Here is a 20,473-nt window from a genome sequence, read left to right as displayed (position 1 = left end):
TGGGGTGATGGGTGAACGGAACGACAACGGCGAGCGGTCCGGGACGGATCGATCGAAGGCAGATGCGTTCCTCATCACCGGCGCCCCGACACCGTATGACGAGCAGCATCGCGCCCGTGTCCGCAAATACCTGACACTGATGGCGTTCCGTGTCCCGGCTCTGATCATCGCGGGCATCGTGTACTCGTCGACCGGTTCGGGCTGGTGGGCACTGGCCATCATCGCCGCATCGATCCCGCTGCCGTGGGTGGCGGTGCTGATCGCCAACGACCGGCCGCCGCGCAAACGCGGGGAGGTTCCGCAGTACCTGCACGGGTCCGATCACTCAGTCGTCGGCCCGGCTCCCCTCGGAACCACTGCCCGGACGATCGATTCGACCTCCTCGGAGACACCGCCCCAGACCTGAATCGTCTTCCACGGATTCACTGATCTCAGCAACTTCTCAGAACCACGGCCGGCGAGATAGGGATATCAGCAGGTCAGCGTGGTGACCGAAAGGTAAGGAAGTCCGGCGGCGGGAACTATCGGCGTCGCAGCGGCGTTGGACCTTTGCAGAATGCACTCAAGTCAGGAGGCCGGAATGTCACGCTCCACCGTTGCTCGCTCCACCACCCCCACCACCGATTTCTCCGCCGAGCCCACCACCTCCACTCGTCCTGCCATGACAGAGCAGGATCTCGACGCCCAATCGCCGGCCGCCGACCTCGTCCGGGTCTATCTCAACGGCATCGGCCGCACAGCGTTGCTCAATGCCGAACAAGAAGTCGAGCTCGCCAAGAAGATCGAGGCGGGCCTATACGCCAAGCATGTCCTGGCGACCCGTAAGCGTTTGAGTGCCGTCAAGAAGCGCGACCTCAACACCGTCATCCGCGAGGGGGAGGCAGCGCGTGCCCATCTCCTGGAGGCCAACCTGCGTCTGGTGGTCTCGCTCGCCAAGCGCTACACCGGTCGTGGTATGCCGCTGCTCGACCTCATCCAAGAGGGCAACCTCGGACTGATCCGCGCCATGGAGAAGTTCGACTACGCCAAGGGATTCAAGTTCTCGACGTATGCCACCTGGTGGATTCGTCAGGCCATCACCCGCGGTATGGCCGATCAGAGCCGCACCATCCGGCTGCCCGTCCATCTCGTGGAGCAGGTCAACAAGATCGCCCGCATCAAGCGCGAGCTGCATCAGCAGCTCGGCCGCGAGGCGACCGACGACGAGCTGGCCAACGAGTCGGGCATTCCCGCCGACAAGATCGCCGACCTCCTCGACCACAGCCGCGATCCGGTGAGTCTGGACATGCCGGTCGGCAGCGACGAAGAGGCCCCGTTGGGCGACTTCATCGAGGATGCCGAGGCCACCTCAGCCGAGAACGCAGTCATCGCGGGCCTGTTGCATTCGGACGTGCGCGCCGTTCTCGCTACGCTCGACGAGCGTGAACAGCAGGTCATCCGCATGCGCTACGGCCTCGACGACGGTCAACCGCGTACGCTCGACCAGATCGGCCGTATGTTCGGACTCTCCCGCGAGCGTGTCCGGCAGATCGAGCGCGAGGTGATGGGCAAGCTGCGTCAGGGCGATCGCGCCGAACGCCTGCGCGCCTACGCCAGCTGACCCGGGGCTGCCCCCACTTCATTTGGCCTAGCTGAGCCTCCTCGGTCCGGTGTCCCTCCTCGAGGGCACCGGACCGATGCGTATCCGGGCATTGAGAATCGCGGCGCCGTCGGGTGAGACCAGGATCGGATCACAGGTGACCTCGCGGATCTCCGGGATGTCCTCGACGAGGGTCGAGATGCGTTGCAGGATGTCGACGAGAGCGGATTTGTCCGCGGGGCGCTCACCGCGAAATCCGTCGAGCAGCGGCGCCGAGCGAGGCGCATCGATGAGATCGGCAGCGTCTCGATCCGACAGCGGCACCGCCCGGTACGCACGATCACCCAGGAGTTCAAAGGTGCTGCCGGACAAGCCGAAGGAGATCAGCGGCCCGAATGACGGGTCATCGCGCATGGCGATGACGGTCCCCACCCCCTTGGGCGCCATCTTCTGCACGTGCAGGACGCGATCGCCGGTGAGTTCGGTCAGTTCGGCGAACGCCGTCACCACCGCGGTGGGATCGGGCAGATCCAGCCGCACACCCTCGCGGTCGAGACGACCCCGCCAACCCGGCGAGGTGGCCTTGACCGCCACCGGAAAACCCAGCTCGCGGGCGGCCGCACTGGCCTCGTGCATCGTCCGTACCTCACCGAATGCCACGACATCGATGCCGTACCAGGTCAGCAGCCGGGCCGCGGCCACCTCGTTCAGCAGTCGACCGGTCGGCTCGGCATCGGGGGTGTCTTCGTCAGGTGAGGTGCGTTCCCCATCGGTGGCCTCGAGGCCCGCCATTTCCTCCCGGACGAACATGCGGGCGGCTTCGGGATCGACGTCGGCAGGCCGGATGACGGTCGACTCGGGCCGGGCGCGCCAGCGGGCGTACTGCCACGCATTGGCGAGCGCGGACGCCGCGCGTTCGGGGCTGCCGTAGGACGGTATCGACCCCCGCTCCGGCAGGCCGTTCGGGCCGGGACGCATGAGTCCGGGCGGAATGCCCTCGACCGCCAGGAACGTCGTCACGATGGGCTTGGCCGCATCGGCGTCGGGCGTGTTGGCCGCGGCCATCAGTGCGCGCGCGTGCCAGTCGGCGTCGACCGCCACCGGCGGCACGAACACCACGATGATCGCGTCGACCTGCTCGTCGGCCATCGCCGCGGCCACCGCCGACTCGAACTCCTCCTCTGAGGCACCGGCCCCGATGTCGACGGTGCCGATCACGTCCAGACCACCGTTGCGGGCGGTGTCCGCGGCGAGGCTGCCGAGTACCGAGGAGTTGCCGATGATCCGGGTGCGCGGCCCGCGCGGCAGCGGCTGATAGGCGAATATCGTTGCGCAGTCGAACAACTCCGGGATGGTATCGACCTGGATCACGCCGGCCTGCTCGAGCACCATCTGCGCGATGCGGTCGTCGAGGGTGGCTGCGGCCGATCGGGCGGCACGCACCGCGGTCAGCGCCCCCTTGCCGGATTTGACCGCCACGATCGGCTTCGTTCGCGAGACGCGGCGCGCGATGCGCGAGAACTTCCGCGGGTTACCGAAACTCTCCAGATAGAGCAGTACCACATCGGTCGCGCTGTCGGTGTCCCAGTACTGCAACAGATCGTTGCCGGAGACGTCGGCGCGGTTACCCGCCGAGACGAAGGTCGACAAACCGATCTGACGGCGCGCGGCGGTGTCGAGGATGGCGATACCCAGCGCACCGGACTGACAGAAGAAGCCGACCCGGCCGGCCGCGGGGATACGGGGTGCCAATGTCGCGTTGAGTGCGACTTGTGGGTCGTTGTTGGCGACGCCGAGAGCGTTGGGTCCGACCAGACGCATGCCGTGTTCGCGAACCTGCTCCAGCAGGCGGCGCTCACTCGCCAAACCTTCCTCACCGGCCTCACCGAACCCCGACGACACGATGACCAGAGTGCGTACGCCCTTGACGAGGCAGTCATCGAGGACGTCGCCGACGACTGCGGCGGGCACGGCCACGACCGCGAGATCCACGGGATCCGGGATGTCGCGCACCGTCTCGTAGGCACGGATACCCCGCACCGACGGCGGCCGCTGGCGGTCTCTCAGTCGCGGATTGCCATGCGCCACCCGACGTCCCACCGCGTGGTGACCGGCCGCGGCTCCGCCGTGTGCCTGCTCGCCGGTGTCATCACCGCGGTGGCCGGGCCCATTGACCGGGAACACCGGTCCGGCGAATCCGCCGGCGATGATGTTGGCCAACAGGGCGTTGCCGACCTTCTTCGGGTCGGCCGATGCACCGATCACCGCCACCGACATGGGTCGCAGCAGATTGGCGACGCTGCGCGCCTCGGACGCACGTTCGCGGGCGTTGCGCACCGACAGCAACGCCTCGGTCGGGTCGATGGTGAACTCGACGTGCACCGTCGCACCGTCGAAGGCGCGCGAGATCTGGTATCCCGCATCGCGGAACACCGCGACCATGTTCGGGTTCTCGCTGAGCACTTCCGCCTCGAATCGGGTGAATCCGTTCTCGGCTGCGGCGCCGGCGAGGTGTTCGAGAAGGATCGGCCCCAACCCACGTCCCTGATGCGCGTCGGCGACGACGAAGGCGACCTCGGCCGATTCGGGTTTGCCGTCGGCGGCGAGGCCCTCGTAGATGCCGATCGCGATGAATTCACCACCGAGCACCGCGACCAGCGCCACCCGTTGCTGGTGGTCGACGGTGGTCGTCCGCACCACCTCGCGCGGCGGCAGCGTCGGGGTGGGGCCGAAGTACCGCATGTAGCGGGTGCGTTCGCTGAGCCCGGCATGGAACCGGACGACGCGATCGGCGTCGTCGGGGACGATCGGCCGCAGATGAACCACACCACCATCGGAGGCCAGGACGTCGGCGATCCAGTGACGCGGGTAATCCCAGGGCCCGCGCGCGACCGCCCCCTCCACCGTGCGCGCGCCGGTGGTGATGTCGGCATCGACGTCCACCTGTCCTGAGCCGTCCGAGGCAGGTTTCTCAGTCACGCGGATCCTCCGGGTCGAGTCCGTGCAGCGGGAATACCGCCTTGCGGGTGGCCATGATGGCGCGATCGGTCTGTCGCAACGCCGACTCGTCGATACCGGGCGGTGCTTGCTGGCCGGTATCACCGTCCCAGGCGACGTAGCCGACGTCGCCGTCGTCGCTCATGGTGCCGACCGGTGCCGCCGAATACTCCGGGTAGATGGTGTCTGCGACCTCAGTGGCGGTCTGACACCACTGCTCACCGATCGTGGTCTCGACGGGGATGTCGCGGTCGAGGACCACGCCGAGCAGGTGTGTCCAACTGCGGGGTACCACATTGACCACGCCGTAGCCCCCGCCACCGACCGCGATCCACCTTCCCTCACAGTACTTTTCGGCGAGGTCACGCATGGCGATCATCGCCGCGCGTTGTCCGTCGACGGTCAGTGACAGATCGGTCAGCGGGTCGGCGCGGTGACTGTCCGCGCCACATTGGCTGATCAGGATCTGTGGTGCGAACTCGGCGATCATTGAGGGCACCACCGCATGAAATCCTCTCAGCCACAACCGATCCGGAGTATTCGGCATGAACGGGAGATTCACCGCGGTGCCGTGTGCGTCCCCCTCCCCGATCTCGGTCGGCCAACCGGAACCGGGCCACAGGGTGGCCGGATGCTGATGCAGCGAGATGGTCATGACACGCGGGTCTGCGACGAACTCGGCCTGCACCCCGTCACCGTGATGGGCGTCGATGTCGACGTAGGCGATGCGGTCGTAGCCGTGGTCGAGCAACCATCGGATGGCGACCGAACAATCGTTGTAGATACAGAACCCCGCAGCCCGCGATCGCAGGGCATGGTGCATGCCGCCGCCGATGTTGACCGCCCGTCGCACCGATCCCGATGCGACGGCCTGCGCGGCGGCGAGCGTTCCGCCGACGAGCAGCCGGGCGGCTTCGTGCATCCCGCCGAAGACGGGATTGTCGGCGTCGCCGAGTCCGAACAGTCGCGCCAGCAACGGCCCGGACAACGACGCGGTGCCCGATCCGACGGCCCGCACCGCATTGAGGTAGTCGCGGGAGTGCACCGGGATCAGTGCGTCATCGTCGATCTGCAACGGATCGGCGAGCTCGACGTCGTCAAGCACCCCCAGACTGCGCGCCAACGACATCGTCAACGCCAGACGCACGGGGTTCATCGGATGGGAGTGCGCCCACCGGTAGGCCAGGAAGTCCTCACTCCAGATCACCGCTGCACTCATCGAGAACTCCACAGACTCGGCACGAATGTCAGGCTAGTGGGTCCGAGGCCTGCCCGATGCGGATCGGCACGGGGGCGACGACGCTCACACCCAGGACACTCACACCCACAGCCGACGGCGCCACGGGGATGTTCCGGGCCCTCGACGACATCGCCGATGCCCGTGCTGCTCAAGGTACCCTTGGTGACGACGAAGGGACTGCGGACAGTGAACGATCTTGTTGACACCACCGAGATGTACCTGCGGACGATCTACGACCTCGAAGAAGAGGGGATCGTTCCGCTGCGTGCTCGTATCGCCGAGCGTCTCGACCAAAGCGGACCGACGGTGTCACAGACGGTGGCGCGCATGGAACGCGACGGGCTGTTGCGGGTCGCGGGCGACCGTCACCTCGAACTCACCGGCAAGGGTCGCAGTCTCGCGATCGCGGTCATGCGTAAGCACCGGCTGGCCGAACGACTGCTCGTCGACGTCATTGGAATGCCATGGGACCAGGTGCACGACGAGGCCTGTCGCTGGGAGCACGTGATGAGCGAGAACGTCGAACGACGCCTGCTGGCGGTACTCGACAACCCCACCACCTCACCCTATGGAAACCCGATTCCCGGCCTCGAGGCACTCGGCGCCGAGGCCGCGACCGCCATCGACACCGCGACCCGACTCTCCGATATCCCGCAGGGCGACCCGGTCGCGGTGATCGTGCGCCGCGTTGCCGAGCACGCCCAGTCCGATCGCGAGTTGATCTCCGACTTGCGTGAGGCCGGGGTCGTCCCGAACGCCCGGGTGACGGTGACCTGCACCCCGCAGCGCGTCGAGGTCGACACCCCGGGTCACGAGGGTTTGGTCCTCTCTGCGGAGATGGCGCATTCGATCTTCGTCGAGAAGGTCTGACCGCGATTGCCTGACCCCCGGCGACGCGCACACAGCGCTGCTCGGGCCACGCTGGTTGGTCCCACGATTCGACGGCCCGGCCGGTTAGCCGACGGCACGCAGTGTTGCGCGGGGGATCACCACCCCGAGATCAGTGGCGATGCCGTACGACTCATCGATCATGCCCCAGAGTAGTGAGGGTGCCGCGCCGCCGCGCAACGCCTGGTCGAGCAGGTTCGCCAATTTCCACCCAGGGTCGGCCGCCAACGCGCAGTCGAGCGCGACACCCGCGAACGCCCCCTCCCCGCCGATGTAGTGCAGGTGCGCGAGAAGTGTTGCGGCACTGGCACGTCCGGTACCTCGCAATCGGCGCGTGAGTGTGCGCCATAAGTGTTCCGCGCCTGCCCTCAGGTCGGTGACCGCGCAGGCCAGTGCGGCGTCGCGCACCGGGAGTGTGGTGATCGCGCGGTGCAGCACCGTCATCGTCGCGCAGTCGGGGACGCCCGGCGCCTGCATCGCGCACAGAACGGCGCGCAACAGCTCGGCGTTTCGCCCTTCGTGGGGTTCGATACCACCGTAGGGTTCACCACCAGCCCGAGCCGGACGGGTCGACCGCTCCCCTCGCCGTGGCGCCAACCGCATCTCGGTTCGCGCCGAAATCGATTGACCTGCAACGTGTTCTGCTCGAGTTGGGGAATCACTGCTCGGGAATCCGCAGTTCGGGGAGTCGCAGTGCGGCAACGAAGTCAGCATCGCGGCCATCTCGCCGCGATCGCGCAATATCCGTCGACCTGTCAACACCGCCTCGGCGACGGCGGTCGGTGAGGTGTAGGGATCGGCCATAGTACCGCCGACCGGTCGGCCGCCCACCCCGGCTCCCGTGGGACCGGCACCGCGTCTCCAGATCAGTTGCCAGGGCGCATGCTGCTCGAAGGCGGTGACGACGAAACCCTGTGCGAGACCACCGGAATCGGCGAGGCAGTCATCTGCCAGAGAGAACACCTGACGGTAGCGGTCGTCGTCGGGCGAATACCGATCGTCAGCGATCACCGCGAGGACCGGTCCGCTGTCGTGTCGGCGGACGATGTGGCCGAGGCTCTCGGCGACGACGAGCAGATCGTCGGCGGCGTACCCGTCGGCCGTCAGCGACAGGTCGTAGCGCATGGCAACCCGAACGCTGTTCGGGGTCTGGAGAACGACGACGATCAGCGAGTGTCTCGGGATGAATCCGAGCAGCGCGGGAACGGCACTGAGCACGGTGGTCGCATCGATGGGTGAGGGCGGTGTCTGTGGCGTCGTCATGCTGTGATCGTGATCCTCGGCGCTGTCCGGTCCCCGCCGGTCGAGACCGCTCCGGACCGGTGATCCCCCGACCTCCGCTCGTCCACAACCGTCGGCACACACCGAGGTCAGAGGGCAGCAGCCACCGCTTTGGCGAACAGCGCGTCGAGATTGCGGACGGCCGCCGGGTCGATGCCGCCGTCACCAGCCCATCGGTACTGCGCGTACACGCGGATGTCACCGCGTTGTCCGAGCAACGTCAGACTGCTCGTGGCCGCGGAGTGGGAGGTGTCGCCGGTGAACGCGGTGCGCTGCAGCGCGGCGGTGGCAACCCCGGCCGGTGAGGGCGGAGCCGGTTGTATTCGGGTCGCAACGATGCTGCCGGCCCGCTGCCCACCGGTACGGGTTTCCGGACACCGACCGGCTTGGGCAAGCACCTCGGCGAGCCCATCGGGCGCGCGTGCAATCGCGGAGGTATACGACGAGGCTCCCCCGGCCACGATCACCGAGGTGACGACGGCACCGGCGGACGACGGAGCCCGGGGCGCGCAATCGACGGGATAGGCCACCGCCGGATCATTACCGCTCACTCCGGCCAGGGCGAAAGGCACCGCCATCCCAGGAACCCGAGTCGCCCCCGAGACAGGGAAATCGGCCGGTAGCACCGCACGATCGGAGAGGTCCGCGGCCGAATTGCCCACCGCCTGCCCGTCTGTCGTACAACCGGTGAACAACACGCCCGCACAGACCGACATACCCACGAGCCGAGGCAGAACACCGACCACACGGATGTGCCCACGGCGCGCTCGGCGCTGAGGTGTCATGGGTTCCCGCGATAGGTCGTCATCGGAATCGCCGTCATGGAATCACTGTGCCACTCGTGGCTCACGCGTGGCGCACCCGCCGGCTGGGAATCGTCGCCCGAAGAGGACGGTTGTAGTGGCGGAGACGCGAGAACCGTGTGCGATACGGCGCCGAGCTGCGAAATTGGTCTACAGCGGCGTAGATGCGAGACAATCGTGGTTCACGCCCACGTTCACCTGGGGCGACGGGCCACATCGAGGAGGACTGACATGGACGAGCGGAGCGCCGACGACGGCTCACGTGACGATGCCTCGCGCGGTGACGGCGCGCTGTACGAGCTGGCCTTTCCCGCGCCCGCCATGGGACGCCATGACACGGGCCCGGTGCTGATCCACGCGCTCGACGGGTTTGCCGACGCAGGCCACGCGGTCGCACTGGCCGCAGCTCATCTGCGCAACAGCCTGGAGTCCGATCTGGTGGCGACCTTCGACACCGATGAGCTGATGGACTACCGCTCCCGTCGTCCCATGGTCGACTTCAGCGGGGAGACGTTCATCAATGTGGCGATGCCGACGCTGACCCTGCATGCCGTCCGCGACGCGAACGACCGCCCGTTTCTGCTGCTGTCCGGTTCGGAACCGGACTTGCGATGGGAGAAATTCACCGAGGCCGTACGGCGCTTGGCAGACCGCTTCGGCGTCACCGATGTCGTCGGGCTCAATGCCATCCCCATGGCCGTTCCGCACACCCGGCCGGCATCGATCACCGCCCACGGCAGTGATCCCGATATCCTCGGCGACCTGCCGCGATGGGGTACCGCGATGAAAGTGCCGGCCAGCGCGTCGATGCTGCTCGAACTACGCCTGGGGCAGGGTGGACGCCGCGCTTCGGGGCTGTCGGTGCACGTGCCGCATTATCTGTCCCAGACCGACTACCCCGCCGCCGCGTCGCGACTCTTGTCGGCCGTGACGGCGATCACCGGCCTGGATCTGCCCGTCGCCGCGCTCGACACGGCCGCGGTGAAGGTTCGCGAGCAAGTCGACACCGAGGTCTCGGGTAACGCCGAGATCGAGACGGTGGTGACGGCGCTCGAGCAGCAATACGACGCATTCCAGCAGGCGCAGACCGAACGGGCGTCGCTGCTGGCCACCGAGGAATCGCTGCCCAGTGGGGACGAACTGGGCGCCGAGCTCGAGCGCTTCCTCGCAGACCTGCATCAGGGTGCCGGCGATCAGCCGCAAGGCGGTCATCACAACGACAGCGATCATCAGCGCGGCAGCGATCCCGACGACGACAGCGGTGGCCGACCATCTGCGATCTAAGCCGACCCGATCCGGCCGACGACGCCCGGATCGCCGACCCGGATGTGTCCTCGCCCCCGACCCCAGTGCCCCCGACCCCAGTGCCCCCGACCCCAGAGTTCCTGGCCCCCGCCGCCGATGAGGACACCGCCTTCGAGGAATTCACCGACTGGTGGGCGGGCCGCGGTATCGCGTTCTACCCGCATCAGGAGGACGCGCTACTCGAGCTGGTGTCGGGAAACAACGTCATCCTCGCCACGCCAACCGGGTCGGGCAAGTCGTTGGTGGCCTCCGGCGCGATCCATTTCGCTCGCTGTCATGGCCGGCGTGCCTTCTACACCGCCCCGATCAAGGCGCTGGTGAGCGAGAAGTTCTTCGACCTGTGTGAGCAGTTCGGCGCCGAGCAGGTCGGGTTGCTGACCGGAGACGCCGCGGTCAACCCCGACGCCCCCATCATCTGCGCGACCGCCGAGATCGTCGCCAACCTTGCGCTGCGTGACGGCCCCGACAGTGACATCGGCGTGCTCGTCGCCGACGAGTTCCACTTCTACGGTGAGCGCGACCGGGGCTGGGCGTGGCAGGTACCACTCATCGAGCTCCCCCGCACGCAGTTCCTGCTCATGTCGGCGACGCTGGGCGATGTCACCTTCTTCGTCGATGATCTACGGCGCCGCACGGGCCGCGACACCACTGCGATCACCGGGACGCAGCGCCCGGTACCGCTGGAGTACGCGTATGCGATGACGCCGATCCACGAGACCATCGAGGACCTCATCGATCGCGGACGGGCCCCCATCTACGTCGTGCATTTCACCCAGGCCGCCGCGGTCGAGCGGGCACAGGCACTGTTGTCGGCGCGGATCTGCGACAAAGCCGAGCGCGCCGAGATCGCAGACGCCATCGGCGATTTCCGGTTCTCCACCGGATTCGGCTCCACCCTGTCCAAGCTGGTGCGGGCCGGAATCGGGGTCCATCACGCGGGCATGCTGCCCAGATACCGACGCCTCGTCGAACGTCTGGCCCAGCGTGGTCTGCTCAAGGTCGTCGCGGGCACCGACACGCTCGGAGTCGGGATCAACGTCCCGATCCGGACCGTGTTGTTCGCCGGACTCAGCAAATACGACGGCACCCGAGTACGGCGATTGCGGGCCAGGGAATTCCACCAGATCGCCGGACGGGCCGGTCGCGCCGGATTCGACACGATCGGTTACGTCGTCGCCCAGGCACCCGAACATGACGTGGAGAACGCGCGAGCAGTCGGCAAGGCCGGTGACGACCCGAAGAAGCTGCGCAAGATTGTCCGCAAGAAGCCTCCCGAGGGATTCGTCTCCTGGGGCGAGAAGACCTTCCTTCAGCTCGCCGAGGCCCCCGACGAGCCGCTGCGCTCGCACTTCCAGATGACCACCGCGATGCTCATGGAGGTCCTCGGCCGGCCCGGCGACTGTTTCGCGGCGACGCGGCATCTCCTCGAGGACAACCACGAGCCCCGCGATCGACAGCTGCGTCATATCCGTCACACCATCGCCCTCTACCGCGATCTCCGCAACGCCGGCATCGTGGTGCAGCTCGACCGGCCCGACGCCGAAGGCAGACACGTGGCGCTGTCGGTGGACATGCCGGAGAACTTCGCGCTGACCAATCCGTTGTCGGCGTTCGCGCTCGCCGCGTTCGAGCTCCTCGACCCGGACTCGACGACGTACGCCCTCGACGTGGTGTCGATCCTCGAGTCGACACTCGAGGATCCACGGCCGTTGTTACTCGCGCAGCGCAAACTCGCCCGCGACGCCGCGATCGCGGAGATGAAGGCCGACGGCATCGAATACGAGGAGCGGATGTCGCGGCTGGAGGAGATCACCTGGCCCCGGCCCCTCGCCGAGGAGATCACCTACGCCTTCGACGTCTACCGCCGAGGCCATCCGTGGGTGTCGTCGTTCCCGCCGAAACCGAAGTCGGTCCTGCGCGAGATGCTCGAACGGGCAATGACCTTCACCGAGTTGATCTCCGCCTATGGCCTCGCCCGCAGCGAGGGCGTCGTGCTGCGCTATCTCTCCGACTGTTACCGCGCTCTGCGGCAAGGACTTCCGCTCGCGGTAGCGACCGAGCAGATCGAGGACATCACCGACGGCGTCGGCGCGATGATCCGCGACGTGGACTCCAGCCTGCTCGATGAGTGGGAAGAGCTCGCCCACGCCGTGGCCACGAACCCGGCCTGATCGCCGGCGCGGTCAGATCGGAATCGGCTACGCGGTAATCCGCACCGGCGCGATCTCCTCGACCAGTCCGGCGATCACGGCGGCCAGCCGCCGATATGGTTCGTCGCGACCCGACGACACCCGATAGACCAACCCAATCCGCCGTCCCGGACGCGGCGCGGTGAATCGTGCGATCGCCAGTTCTCCTGCCGCCGTTTCGGAGTCGACAGCAGTCTCGGGGATCAGCGTCACCCCCAGCCCGCCTTCGACACATTGCACAGCGGTGGCCAGCGACGCCGCGCGGGTATGCCCGAGGTCGGGTGAGACCCCGGCCAGTCGACAGACCTCGAGAGCCTGCTCACGCAGACAGTGCCCCTCGTCGAGCAGGAGCAGCGGTAGCTCGGCGAGTTTGCTCGGATCGACGCGTTTTCGGCCGGCGAGCGGATGGCCGACCGGCAGAGCGAGCACGAAATCCTCGTCGTACATCGGGATCTCGGCAATCCCGGGGGCCTCTGCGGGCAGAGCCAGGACAGCGACGTCCAGCGAGCCCTCGCGCAGCGCGGTGAGCAGACGGGCGGTCTGATCCTCGACCACCCGCAGTTCGAGACCAGGGAACCTGGCCGGCAACCCCCGAAGCATCCGCGGCAGTACATAGGGCGCGACCGTAGGAATCACCCCGAGACGTACCGCGCCGGAGAGCGGGTCGTCGGCGCCGGCCGCCGCCGACAAGAATTCCTCGGCAGCGTCGGTGACCGCGATCGCTGCAGGAAGCAGGGTCAGCCCCTCCGGCGTCAAGAAGACACGCCGGGTGGTGCGCTCGATGAGTGTGCGTCCGAGACCAGCCTCCAGCGCCGCCAACGCCTGCGACAGCGATGGCTGGCTGATCCCCAGTTCGTTTGCCGCAGAGCCGAAATGAAGCCTGCGTGCCAACGCGACGAAGGCACGCAGGCCAGCCAGCGACGGCTGATAAGTTTTATCTGACATACCTATCATTCTAGTGCTAATCATCACGTTTCACTTTCACCGATTCCCACGCACAATGGTCGGTGCGAAGCACTATCGGTACGGCCGTGCCGATCCGTCCGGATCGCCGGCCGCCGCGCAACCAAAGGAGAGATTGCACACCATGGCTCTGCTCACGATCGGCGATCAGTTCCCCGCCTACAACCTCACCGCTGTGATCGGCGGCGACCTGTCGAAGGTCGACGCCCAGCAGCCCGACGATTACTTCACCCAGATCTCCAGCGATGATCATCCCGGCAAGTGGCGGATCATCTTCTTCTGGCCCAAGGACTTCACCTTCGTGTGCCCGACTGAGATCGCCGCCTTCGGCAAGCTCAACGACGAGTTCGCCGACCGCGACGCCCAGGTGCTCGGCGCCTCGGTGGACAACGAATTTGTCCACTTCCAGTGGCGCGCCCAGCACGAGGACCTCAAGACCCTCCCCTTCCCGATGCTGAGCGATCTCAAGCGCGAACTGGCTACCGCGGCAGGTGTTCTCAACGCCGACGGCGTCGCCGACCGCGCCACCTTCATCGTCGATCCGAACAACGAGATCCAGTTCGTCTCGGTGACCGCGGGGTCGGTGGGCCGCAACGTCGATGAGGTGCTCCGCGTCCTCGACGCGCTGCAGTCCGACGAACTGTGCGCCTGCAACTGGCGCAAGGGCGACCCCACCATCAACGCAGGCGAACTACTGACCGCCAGCGTCTGAGAGGAGCACGGCATGAGCATCGACAATCTCAAGGAAGCCCTTCCCGAGTACGCCAAGGACCTCAAGCTCAACCTCGGTTCGATCAGCCGCACCACCGCACTGAACGAGGAGCAGCTATGGGGCACCCTGCTCGCGACCGCTGCGGCGACGCGAAATGCCAAGGTGCTGGCCGAGATCGGCGAGGAGGCCGCCGACACGTTGTCCGCCCAGGCCTACAACGCCGCCCTGGGCGCCGCGTCGATCATGGGGATGAACAACGTCTTCTATCGCGGCCGCGGATTCCTCGGCGGCAAATACGACGACCTGCGCCCCGGTCTGCGGATGAACATCATCGGTAATCCCGGCGTCGACAAAGCCAACTTCGAGTTATGGTCGTTCGCGGTCAGCTCGATCAATGGTTGCGAGCACTGCGTGGGCGCGCACGAGGCCACCCTGCGCGAGGCGGGCGTGGACCGCGAGGCGATCTTCGAGGCGCTCAAGGTCGCCTCGATCGTGGCCGGCGTCGGCCAGGCGATCGCCACCACCGAGGTACTCAGCGGCGTCTGATCGGCCTGTGCGAGACCGTCGGTGACAGATGGAATCGGGCCCGGTGTCTGCGTGCGCGCAGGCGCCGGGCCCGAGTCGTCGCCGGAGCCGTAGCCGGCGTGCGAGCGCCGGGAGTCAGCTCAGAGCGTCGCCGATGCGGCTCGCGAGGTCGCCGACCTCTGCGGTGCTCATCACGAAGGCCGGGGATATCTGGAGCGCACCCTGCCCGGCGGCGCGTCCGCTCACCCCGTGTCTGCGCATCGCCGCCACCGCGTCCTGGGCGCGCGCGGGATCGGCGAGCTGGACGGCGCTGACCGCACCCAACCCGGTGCGGACCTCGCTTACAGCGTCGAGATCGGCGAGCGGGCGTAGCACCGTCGCCAGTTCGGTCTCCAGGCGCGTGGCCTCGGCGAGCAGTCCCTCGCGTTCGATGATGTCGAGGTTGGCCATCGCCGCCGCCGCGGCTCCGGCGTGACCGCCGTAGGTGTAGCCGTGGCGCCACCAGACGCCGCCGGCGTAGAACGGCTCGGCAATCCGCGGCGCTACGAAGACCGCGCCCATCGGCACGTACCCCGACGTCAGTCCCTTGGCAGTGGTCATCAGATCCGGCTGCAGATCGAACCGCGACGACGCGAACCAGCTGTCGCCGCCGATGCGGCCGAAACCGGTCACCACCTCGTCGGCGACGAACAGGACGTCATGATCACGGCAGATCTGGCGCACCTCGGCGAGATACCCCTCGGGCGGGAGATACACCCCGCCCGCACCGATAATCGGTTCGCAGAAAAAGGCGGCCACCCGATCGGCGCCGACCCGTTCGATGAGCCCGAGCAGACTCTTGGCGTCGTCCCAGCCGACCGACTCCGCGTCGGGCATGAGTTGTCCGTAGCCGTCGTGGTTGGCCGGGATGCCAGCCAGCGAGGTACCCGCGACATGCATGCCGTGGTAGGCCTTGGTGCGGCCGACGAGCACAGTCTTCTCCGGCTTGCCGACCTCGGTCCAATACCGACGCGCCAACTTGGCCGCGGTGTCGACCGAATCGCTGCCACCCGAGGTGAAGAAGATCTTGCTTCCGGGCACCGGTGCCAGCGCGGCAAGCCGATCGGCGAGGGCGTCGGTGATATCGGCGGTGAGGTCACCGAATCCGGAGTAGTGGGCCAACGTCGTCAATTGTGCGCGCACGGCGTCGGCGATTTCGGTGCGACCGTGACCGACGTTGGTGAACCAGAGCCCCGCCGTGGCGTCGAGGTAGGAGTTGCCCTGCGCATCCCAGATGCGCGCCCCCTCACCGCGGGTGACGACGAACGGACCATCGGTGCTCACCGAACCCATGTCGGCGAAGCCATGCCACAGCGAACCAGCCATGGTCACCATGATGCCGGTCGCCGCCGCGCTCGTGCGTCGCGGGGGCGGGCAAGAGCCGGTGCGATCCGGCCCACCCCCGCCGGACCCCATATCCTGGAAGACATCATGTCCTCCTCCCCTGCCCGCTCCACCGCCCACCCGGAGGACGTCGATCCTCACGAACTACGCGAGCGCATCGCTTCGCTGAGCATCGTCGACGAGCACGCGATGAGCCGCAGACTCGACAAACTCCGACTTGACAACGTCAGTCTCCACAAGCGCGGACCGGACAAGCGCGGAGCCGCTGCGGCACCCGAACGCCTGGACAGCCTGCTCCGTGCGATCGAGGGCGCCGAGAAACGGATCACCGCTCGACGCGCTGCGATCCCGGTCATCGAGTATCCGGCAGAACTCCCCGTGTCGGCGGCGCGTGCGGAAATCGCCGCGGCGATCTCCGACCATCAGGTGGTCGTCGTCGCCGGGGAGACCGGGTCGGGCAAGACCACCCAGTTACCGAAGATCTGCCTCGAGCTCGGCCGCGGTGTGCGGGGGGCGATCGGTCACACCCAACCGCGTCGGATCGCGGCCAGTTCGGTGGCGCGCCGGATCGCCGACGAGACGGGCACCCACATCGGTGACGCCATCGGCTACTCCGTGCGGTTCTCGGATCGTTCGGGCTCCGACACGCTGGTGAAGGTGATGACCGACGGCATCCTGCTGCGGGAGATCTCCTCGGACCCGATGCTGCGGCATTACGACACGATCATCGTCGACGAGGCCCACGAACGCAGCCTTAACATCGACTTCATCCTCGGTTATCTGCGCCGCCTGCTGCCCCGCCGTCCCGACTTAAAGGTCATCATCACCTCGGCGACCATCGAACCCGGTCGCTTTGCACGGCATTTCGCCACCGCGAACACCGAGGTGCCGATCATCGAGGTGTCGGGGCGCACCTATCCGGTCGAGGTGCGCTATCGCCCGCTCACGCTGCGGGAGAGTCCGGACTCCGGCGACGACACCGGTGGCGGCGAGCACGCCGATCTCGACCTGTTCGAAGGAATCGACGCCGCGATCGGCGAATTGTGGGGCATGCACGGTCGCGGGGACATCCTGGTGTTCCTGGCCACCGAACGCGACATCAGAGAGGCCGCGGCTGTGCTGTCGCGTCATGTCGCCGCAGGCGCGGAGGTGGTTCCGCTGTTCGCACGGTTGTCCATCGCCGACCAACAGAAGGTGTTTTCGCCGTCGGACGGCCGTCGAATCGTGTTGGCCACCAACGTGGCCGAGACATCCGTGACAGTTCCGGGCATCCGCTACGTCATCGATTCGGGCACCGCACGCATCTCCCGCTATTCGACGCGCACCAAGGTGCTCCGGCTGCCGGTCGAACCCATCTCGCAGGCCAGCGCCCGCCAACGTGCCGGGCGCTGCGGTCGCGTCGCGCCCGGCGTGTGCATCCGGCTCTACTCCGAGGCGGACTTCGAGGCTCGACCCGCCTTCACCGACCCGGAGATCCTGCGTACCAACCTGGCGTCGGTGATCCTGCAGATGACCGCGCTACGCCTCGGCGACATCGCCGACTTCCCGTTCGTGCAGCCACCCGACGCCCGAGCGATCCGCGACGGCATGGCAGTCCTGAGTGAACTCGGCGCGATTACCAACGGCGGCCAGAAGTCACGCGGCACAGCCCGGTCGGACTCCGACACAGCGCCCCGGCTGACACCGGTCGGGGCGACCATGGCTCGTATTCCGGTCGATCCGCGGATCGCTCGTATGCTCGTCGGCGCCCGCGACGAAGGATGTCTAGAGCACGTGCTCGTCATTGCCGCGGCATTGTCGTTGCCCGATGTCCGTGAGCGACCAGCCGAGCACCGGGAGGCCGCCGACGCCGCACACCGCCGCTTTGCGGTCCCGGGCTCGGATTTCCTCGCCTACCCGGCGCTGTGGGCATATCTACGGGAGAAGCGCACAGAGCTGTCGGGCAATCAATTCCGGCGACTGTGCGAGCGCGAGTTCCTGCACTATCTACGCATCCGGGAATGGCAGGACCTGCATCGTCAGTTGCGCGGCATCGTCACCGACCTCGACTGGGAGACTCCACGCACCGACATCGACGCCGATGCCATCCATCGCGCGATCCTCGCAGGGCTGCTCGGCAATATAGCCGCACGCAATGCCGAGGGCCGCGAGTACACCGGGGCCCGTAACACCACGCTGATGATCTTCCCCGGGTCGTCGGTCACCAAGAAGCCGCCGTCGTTCCTGATGGCCGCCGAGATCATCGAGACGTCACGGCTGTTCGCGCACACAGTCGCCGGGGTGGACCCGCTGTGGGTGGAACGGTTGGCCGGCGACCTGGTCAAACGCACCTACAGCGAGCCGCACTGGTCGTCGCGGCGGGGCGCGGCAATGGCCTATGAGCGCGCCACCCTCTACGGGGTCACCCTCGTTGCGCGACGCCGGGTGACCTACGGCCCCATCGACCCAGCGGTCTCCCGGGAGCTATTCCTCCGGCACGCGCTGGTCGAGGGCGACTGGAAGACCGATCACGAGTTCTTCCAGCGCAATCGACAACTACTCAGCGATGCCGCCGACGTCGAGCACCGCGCCCGACGTCGCGACGTGGTGCTCTCCGAGGAGCAACTGTTCGAGTTCTACGATCAGCGCATCCCTGCCGAGGTGACCTCGGCGCGGCACTTCGACTCCTGGTGGAAGAAAACGCGGTCTGCGCAGCCGCGATTACTCGACCTCACCGCCGCCGATGTGGCGGCTGACGTCGCCGTCGCCGACACCGACTATCCCGGGGTCTGGCAGCAAGGCCAGACCCGGTTGGAGCTGCGGTATCGCTTCGAGCCCGGCGCGCCCGACGACGGTGTCACCGTGATCATCCCGAAAGATCTTCTGCCCCATGTGCGTAACGCCGGATTCGATTGGCTGGTCCCGGGGATGCGCTCGGAGTTGGCGACCGAACTCGTCAAGACGCTGCCGAAGTCGCTGCGCAAGACGATGGCACCGGCCCAACGGTTCGCCGATCTGGCGCTGTCCCGGCTGAGCCCGCGCTCGGAGCCGCTGATCCGGGGTTTGGCACGGGAGTTGTCGACCATCACCCGCCACTCGGTCTCACCTACCGACTTCGACCCCGACCGACTGCCGACGCATCTGCGGATCCACTTCGCGGTCATCGACGACAGGGGCGAGATTCTCACCCGTACTTCATCGTTCGCCGAACTCACAGAACCGACAGCCGCCGCCACCGTGCACACGGCTATGCCCGTGTTCACCACGTGGACCGACGAGGGCATCGGAACACTCGCATCGAGCGAGTCCGCCGACGTCGCCGGCCAAACGATCACCCGGTACCCGACTTTGCACGTGAACCGCCGCCCCGGCCACCCCGACTCAGTCACGGTGGCCCGAGCGGCAACGGCGGCCGAGGCCAGCACCGCCCTGGCGGCCGGGGTGATGGCGTTGCTGGAGAACGCGATTCCCTCGCTGAGCCCGAAGGCTGCCGCCGGTCTCGCCCCTGCTGGTCGAATCGCGTTGAGCCAGAGCCCCTATCAGGAGTCGGCGCGGTTCTTCGGCGATTGCACACGCCGAGCAATCCGTGATCTCGTGGACGCCGACGACCTGCGTACGGTACGTTCCCCCCAGTCGTTCGCCGCACTCGCCCACCGGCTGCGACCAGCGGTAACCGATGCCGCTCCAGAGTATCTGCGCCTCGCGGTCGATGCGCTGCGGGAATTGATGGGATTGCGGGCGGTGATCGACACCCACGCGGGACAACTCGCCGCCGATGATGTCACCGAACAGCTCGACCATCTGGTGTTCGACGGTTTCATCGCCGCCACCCCGCGTGAGCACCTGAGCGAGCTTCCCCGCTATCTACGGGCCGCGCGTGAGCGCCTGGAGCATCTGCCGGCATCCGCCGAGCGCGATCGCGCCGGGATGCAGTCGCTGGATCGGGTGGTGGAGCGCTGGAATCAGCGGCTCGCACAGGTGCCCGACGGCAGGCGAGACGCGGTCAACGAACAGGCACACTGGCTCGTCGAGGAGTTGCGGGTCGGGCTCTTCGCGCAGCGACTCGGAACGCGCTATCCGATCTCGGAGAAACGCGCGCTACGTACTCTGGACCGACTCGGCTGACACGACTCCGGCTGCGGGCGTCGTCCGGCCGTGGGTCAGATTGCCCTGCAGATCGTCGATCTCGCGTTGGAAGTCCGCAAGGGAATCGAAAGAGCGATACACCGACGCGAATCGCAGGTAGGCGACCTCATCGAGATCGCGCAAGGGTTGGAGGATCGCCAATCCGACCTCGTTGCTGGGGATCTCGGCGACTCCGGAGGCACGAACAGTCTCCTCGACCTGCTGGGCGAGCTGTGCAAGGTCGTCCTCGTTGACCTGACGTCCCTGACACGCGCGTCGGACCCCACGCATCACTTTCTCGCGGCTGAAGGGCTCGGTGACACCATTGCGTTTGACGACGGCGAGGACAGCGGTCTCCACCGTCGAGAACCGGCGACCGCATGCGCTGCACGAGCGGCGCCGACGGATCGCCTGCCCCTCGTCGGCAACTCGGGAGTCGATGACCTTGGTGTCATCATTCCTGCAGAACGGGCAGCGCATACGCCAACAATACCGCTCCACCGC

The 20,473-nt window shown here is 67.1% G+C and carries 15 protein-coding genes; 8 read left to right on the top strand and 7 right to left on the bottom strand.

Annotated features, from left to right (window positions below):
* Positions 1-7: 7 nt before the first annotated feature.
* Both EF294_RS00315 and EF294_RS00310 read left to right on the top strand, forming a co-directional pair.
* Positions 8-406, top strand: coding sequence for a DUF3099 domain-containing protein (locus EF294_RS00315; RefSeq protein ID WP_123925044.1), 399 nt, complete (start codon positions 8-10; stop codon positions 404-406).
* 255 nt (positions 407-661) lie between these two features.
* Complete coding sequence (locus tag EF294_RS00310; RefSeq protein WP_246007613.1) at positions 662-1,600, top strand: sigma-70 family RNA polymerase sigma factor; 939 nt, start codon at positions 662-664, stop codon at positions 1,598-1,600.
* Between the two features lie 27 nt (positions 1,601-1,627).
* On the opposite strand, the gene EF294_RS00305 is transcribed toward EF294_RS00310, so the two are convergent.
* Both EF294_RS00305 and EF294_RS00300 read right to left on the bottom strand, forming a co-directional pair.
* Positions 1,628-4,558 carry a bifunctional acetate--CoA ligase family protein/GNAT family N-acetyltransferase gene (locus tag EF294_RS00305; protein WP_123925042.1) on the bottom strand — a complete coding sequence of 977 codons (2,931 nt, stop codon included), beginning with the start codon at positions 4,556-4,558 and terminating at the stop codon, positions 1,628-1,630.
* Positions 4,551-5,795, bottom strand: coding sequence for an acetoin utilization protein AcuC (locus tag EF294_RS00300; protein WP_123925041.1), 1,245 nt, complete (start codon positions 5,793-5,795; stop codon positions 4,551-4,553). The genes EF294_RS00305 and EF294_RS00300 overlap by 8 nt, the downstream gene beginning before the upstream one ends.
* Positions 5,796-6,002: 207 nt before the next feature.
* On the opposite strand from EF294_RS00300, the gene EF294_RS00295 reads away from it, so the two are divergent.
* Complete coding sequence (locus EF294_RS00295; protein ID WP_123925040.1) at positions 6,003-6,686, top strand: iron-dependent transcriptional repressor DtxR; 684 nt, start codon at positions 6,003-6,005, stop codon at positions 6,684-6,686.
* Positions 6,687-6,770: 84 nt separating this feature from the next.
* On the opposite strand, the gene EF294_RS00290 is transcribed toward EF294_RS00295, so the two are convergent.
* Positions 6,771-7,967 carry a DUF4192 domain-containing protein gene (locus tag EF294_RS00290; protein WP_123925039.1) on the bottom strand — a complete coding sequence of 399 codons (1,197 nt, stop codon included), beginning with the start codon at positions 7,965-7,967 and terminating at the stop codon, positions 6,771-6,773.
* A gap of 107 nt (positions 7,968-8,074) precedes the next feature.
* The gene (locus tag EF294_RS00285; protein ID WP_246007585.1) at positions 8,075-8,563 is read right to left on the bottom strand and encodes a hypothetical protein; all 489 of its coding nucleotides are present in this window, start codon (positions 8,561-8,563) and stop codon (positions 8,075-8,077) included.
* A gap of 456 nt (positions 8,564-9,019) precedes the next feature.
* Between EF294_RS00285 and EF294_RS00280 the strand changes: the two genes are divergently transcribed.
* Entirely contained in the window at positions 9,020-10,072 is a 1,053-nt protein-coding gene (locus tag EF294_RS00280; RefSeq protein ID WP_123925038.1) for a PAC2 family protein, read from the top strand.
* An 80-nt stretch (positions 10,073-10,152) separates the two neighbouring features.
* Positions 10,153-12,264 carry a DEAD/DEAH box helicase gene (locus tag EF294_RS00275; RefSeq protein WP_185090885.1) on the top strand — a complete coding sequence of 704 codons (2,112 nt, stop codon included), beginning with the start codon at positions 10,153-10,155 and terminating at the stop codon, positions 12,262-12,264.
* A gap of 27 nt (positions 12,265-12,291) precedes the next feature.
* Here EF294_RS00275 and EF294_RS00270 read toward each other — a convergent pair whose 3' ends face one another.
* Positions 12,292-13,227, bottom strand: coding sequence for a hydrogen peroxide-inducible genes activator (locus tag EF294_RS00270; protein ID WP_123925036.1), 936 nt, complete (start codon positions 13,225-13,227; stop codon positions 12,292-12,294).
* 142 nt (positions 13,228-13,369) lie between these two features.
* Between EF294_RS00270 and EF294_RS00265 the strand changes: the two genes are divergently transcribed.
* Both EF294_RS00265 and EF294_RS00260 read left to right on the top strand, forming a co-directional pair.
* The gene (locus EF294_RS00265; protein WP_006371161.1) at positions 13,370-13,957 is read left to right on the top strand and encodes a peroxiredoxin; all 588 of its coding nucleotides are present in this window, start codon (positions 13,370-13,372) and stop codon (positions 13,955-13,957) included.
* A 12-nt stretch (positions 13,958-13,969) separates the two neighbouring features.
* Positions 13,970-14,503: an alkyl hydroperoxide reductase gene (locus EF294_RS00260; protein WP_123925035.1), complete on the top strand. Its 534-nt coding sequence runs from the start codon at positions 13,970-13,972 to the stop codon at positions 14,501-14,503.
* Positions 14,504-14,617: 114 nt separating this feature from the next.
* Here the strand turns inward: EF294_RS00260 and EF294_RS00255 are convergent, their stop codons facing one another.
* Positions 14,618-15,847: an aminotransferase family protein gene (locus EF294_RS00255; protein WP_185090884.1), complete on the bottom strand. Its 1,230-nt coding sequence runs from the start codon at positions 15,845-15,847 to the stop codon at positions 14,618-14,620.
* A 105-nt stretch (positions 15,848-15,952) separates the two neighbouring features.
* On the opposite strand from EF294_RS00255, the gene hrpA reads away from it, so the two are divergent.
* Positions 15,953-19,969 carry an ATP-dependent RNA helicase HrpA gene (hrpA, locus tag EF294_RS00250; RefSeq protein WP_123925033.1) on the top strand — a complete coding sequence of 1,339 codons (4,017 nt, stop codon included), beginning with the start codon at positions 15,953-15,955 and terminating at the stop codon, positions 19,967-19,969.
* On the opposite strand, the gene nrdR is transcribed toward hrpA, so the two are convergent.
* Positions 19,943-20,449, bottom strand: coding sequence for a transcriptional regulator NrdR (gene nrdR, locus EF294_RS00245; RefSeq protein WP_123925032.1), 507 nt, complete (start codon positions 20,447-20,449; stop codon positions 19,943-19,945). The two genes, hrpA and nrdR, sit on opposite strands and share 27 nt — an antisense overlap.
* Positions 20,450-20,473 lie beyond the last annotated feature (24 nt).

The sequence above is a fragment of the Gordonia oryzae genome, from assembly GCF_003797185.1.
Classification (GTDB): Bacteria; Actinomycetota; Actinomycetes; order Mycobacteriales; family Mycobacteriaceae; genus Gordonia; species Gordonia oryzae.
This window is presented reverse-complemented; position numbering and strand designations above follow the sequence as displayed.

What these genes read in the sequence shown, in the direction of transcription:
- EF294_RS00315 (WP_123925044.1), top strand. Translation starts at nt 8, where the DNA reads ATGGGTGAACGGAACGACAACGGCGAGCGGTCCGGGACGGATCGATCG.
- EF294_RS00310 (WP_246007613.1), top strand. Translation starts at nt 662, where the DNA reads ATGACAGAGCAGGATCTCGACGCCCAATCGCCGGCCGCCGACCTCGTC.
- EF294_RS00300 (WP_123925041.1), bottom strand. Translation starts at nt 5,795, where the DNA reads ATGAGTGCAGCGGTGATCTGGAGTGAGGACTTCCTGGCCTACCGGTGG.
- EF294_RS00290 (WP_123925039.1), bottom strand. Translation starts at nt 7,967, where the DNA reads ATGACGACGCCACAGACACCGCCCTCACCCATCGATGCGACCACCGTG.
- EF294_RS00285 (WP_246007585.1), bottom strand. Translation starts at nt 8,563, where the DNA reads ATGGCGGTGCCTTTCGCCCTGGCCGGAGTGAGCGGTAATGATCCGGCG.
- EF294_RS00280 (WP_123925038.1), top strand. Translation starts at nt 9,020, where the DNA reads ATGGACGAGCGGAGCGCCGACGACGGCTCACGTGACGATGCCTCGCGC.
- EF294_RS00270 (WP_123925036.1), bottom strand. Translation starts at nt 13,227, where the DNA reads ATGTCAGATAAAACTTATCAGCCGTCGCTGGCTGGCCTGCGTGCCTTC.
- EF294_RS00265 (WP_006371161.1), top strand. Translation starts at nt 13,370, where the DNA reads ATGGCTCTGCTCACGATCGGCGATCAGTTCCCCGCCTACAACCTCACC.
- EF294_RS00260 (WP_123925035.1), top strand. Translation starts at nt 13,970, where the DNA reads ATGAGCATCGACAATCTCAAGGAAGCCCTTCCCGAGTACGCCAAGGAC.
- EF294_RS00255 (WP_185090884.1), bottom strand. Translation starts at nt 15,847, where the DNA reads ATGGCTGGTTCGCTGTGGCATGGCTTCGCCGACATGGGTTCGGTGAGC.
- hrpA (WP_123925033.1), top strand. Translation starts at nt 15,953, where the DNA reads ATGTCCTCCTCCCCTGCCCGCTCCACCGCCCACCCGGAGGACGTCGAT.
- nrdR (WP_123925032.1), bottom strand. Translation starts at nt 20,449, where the DNA reads ATGCGCTGCCCGTTCTGCAGGAATGATGACACCAAGGTCATCGACTCC.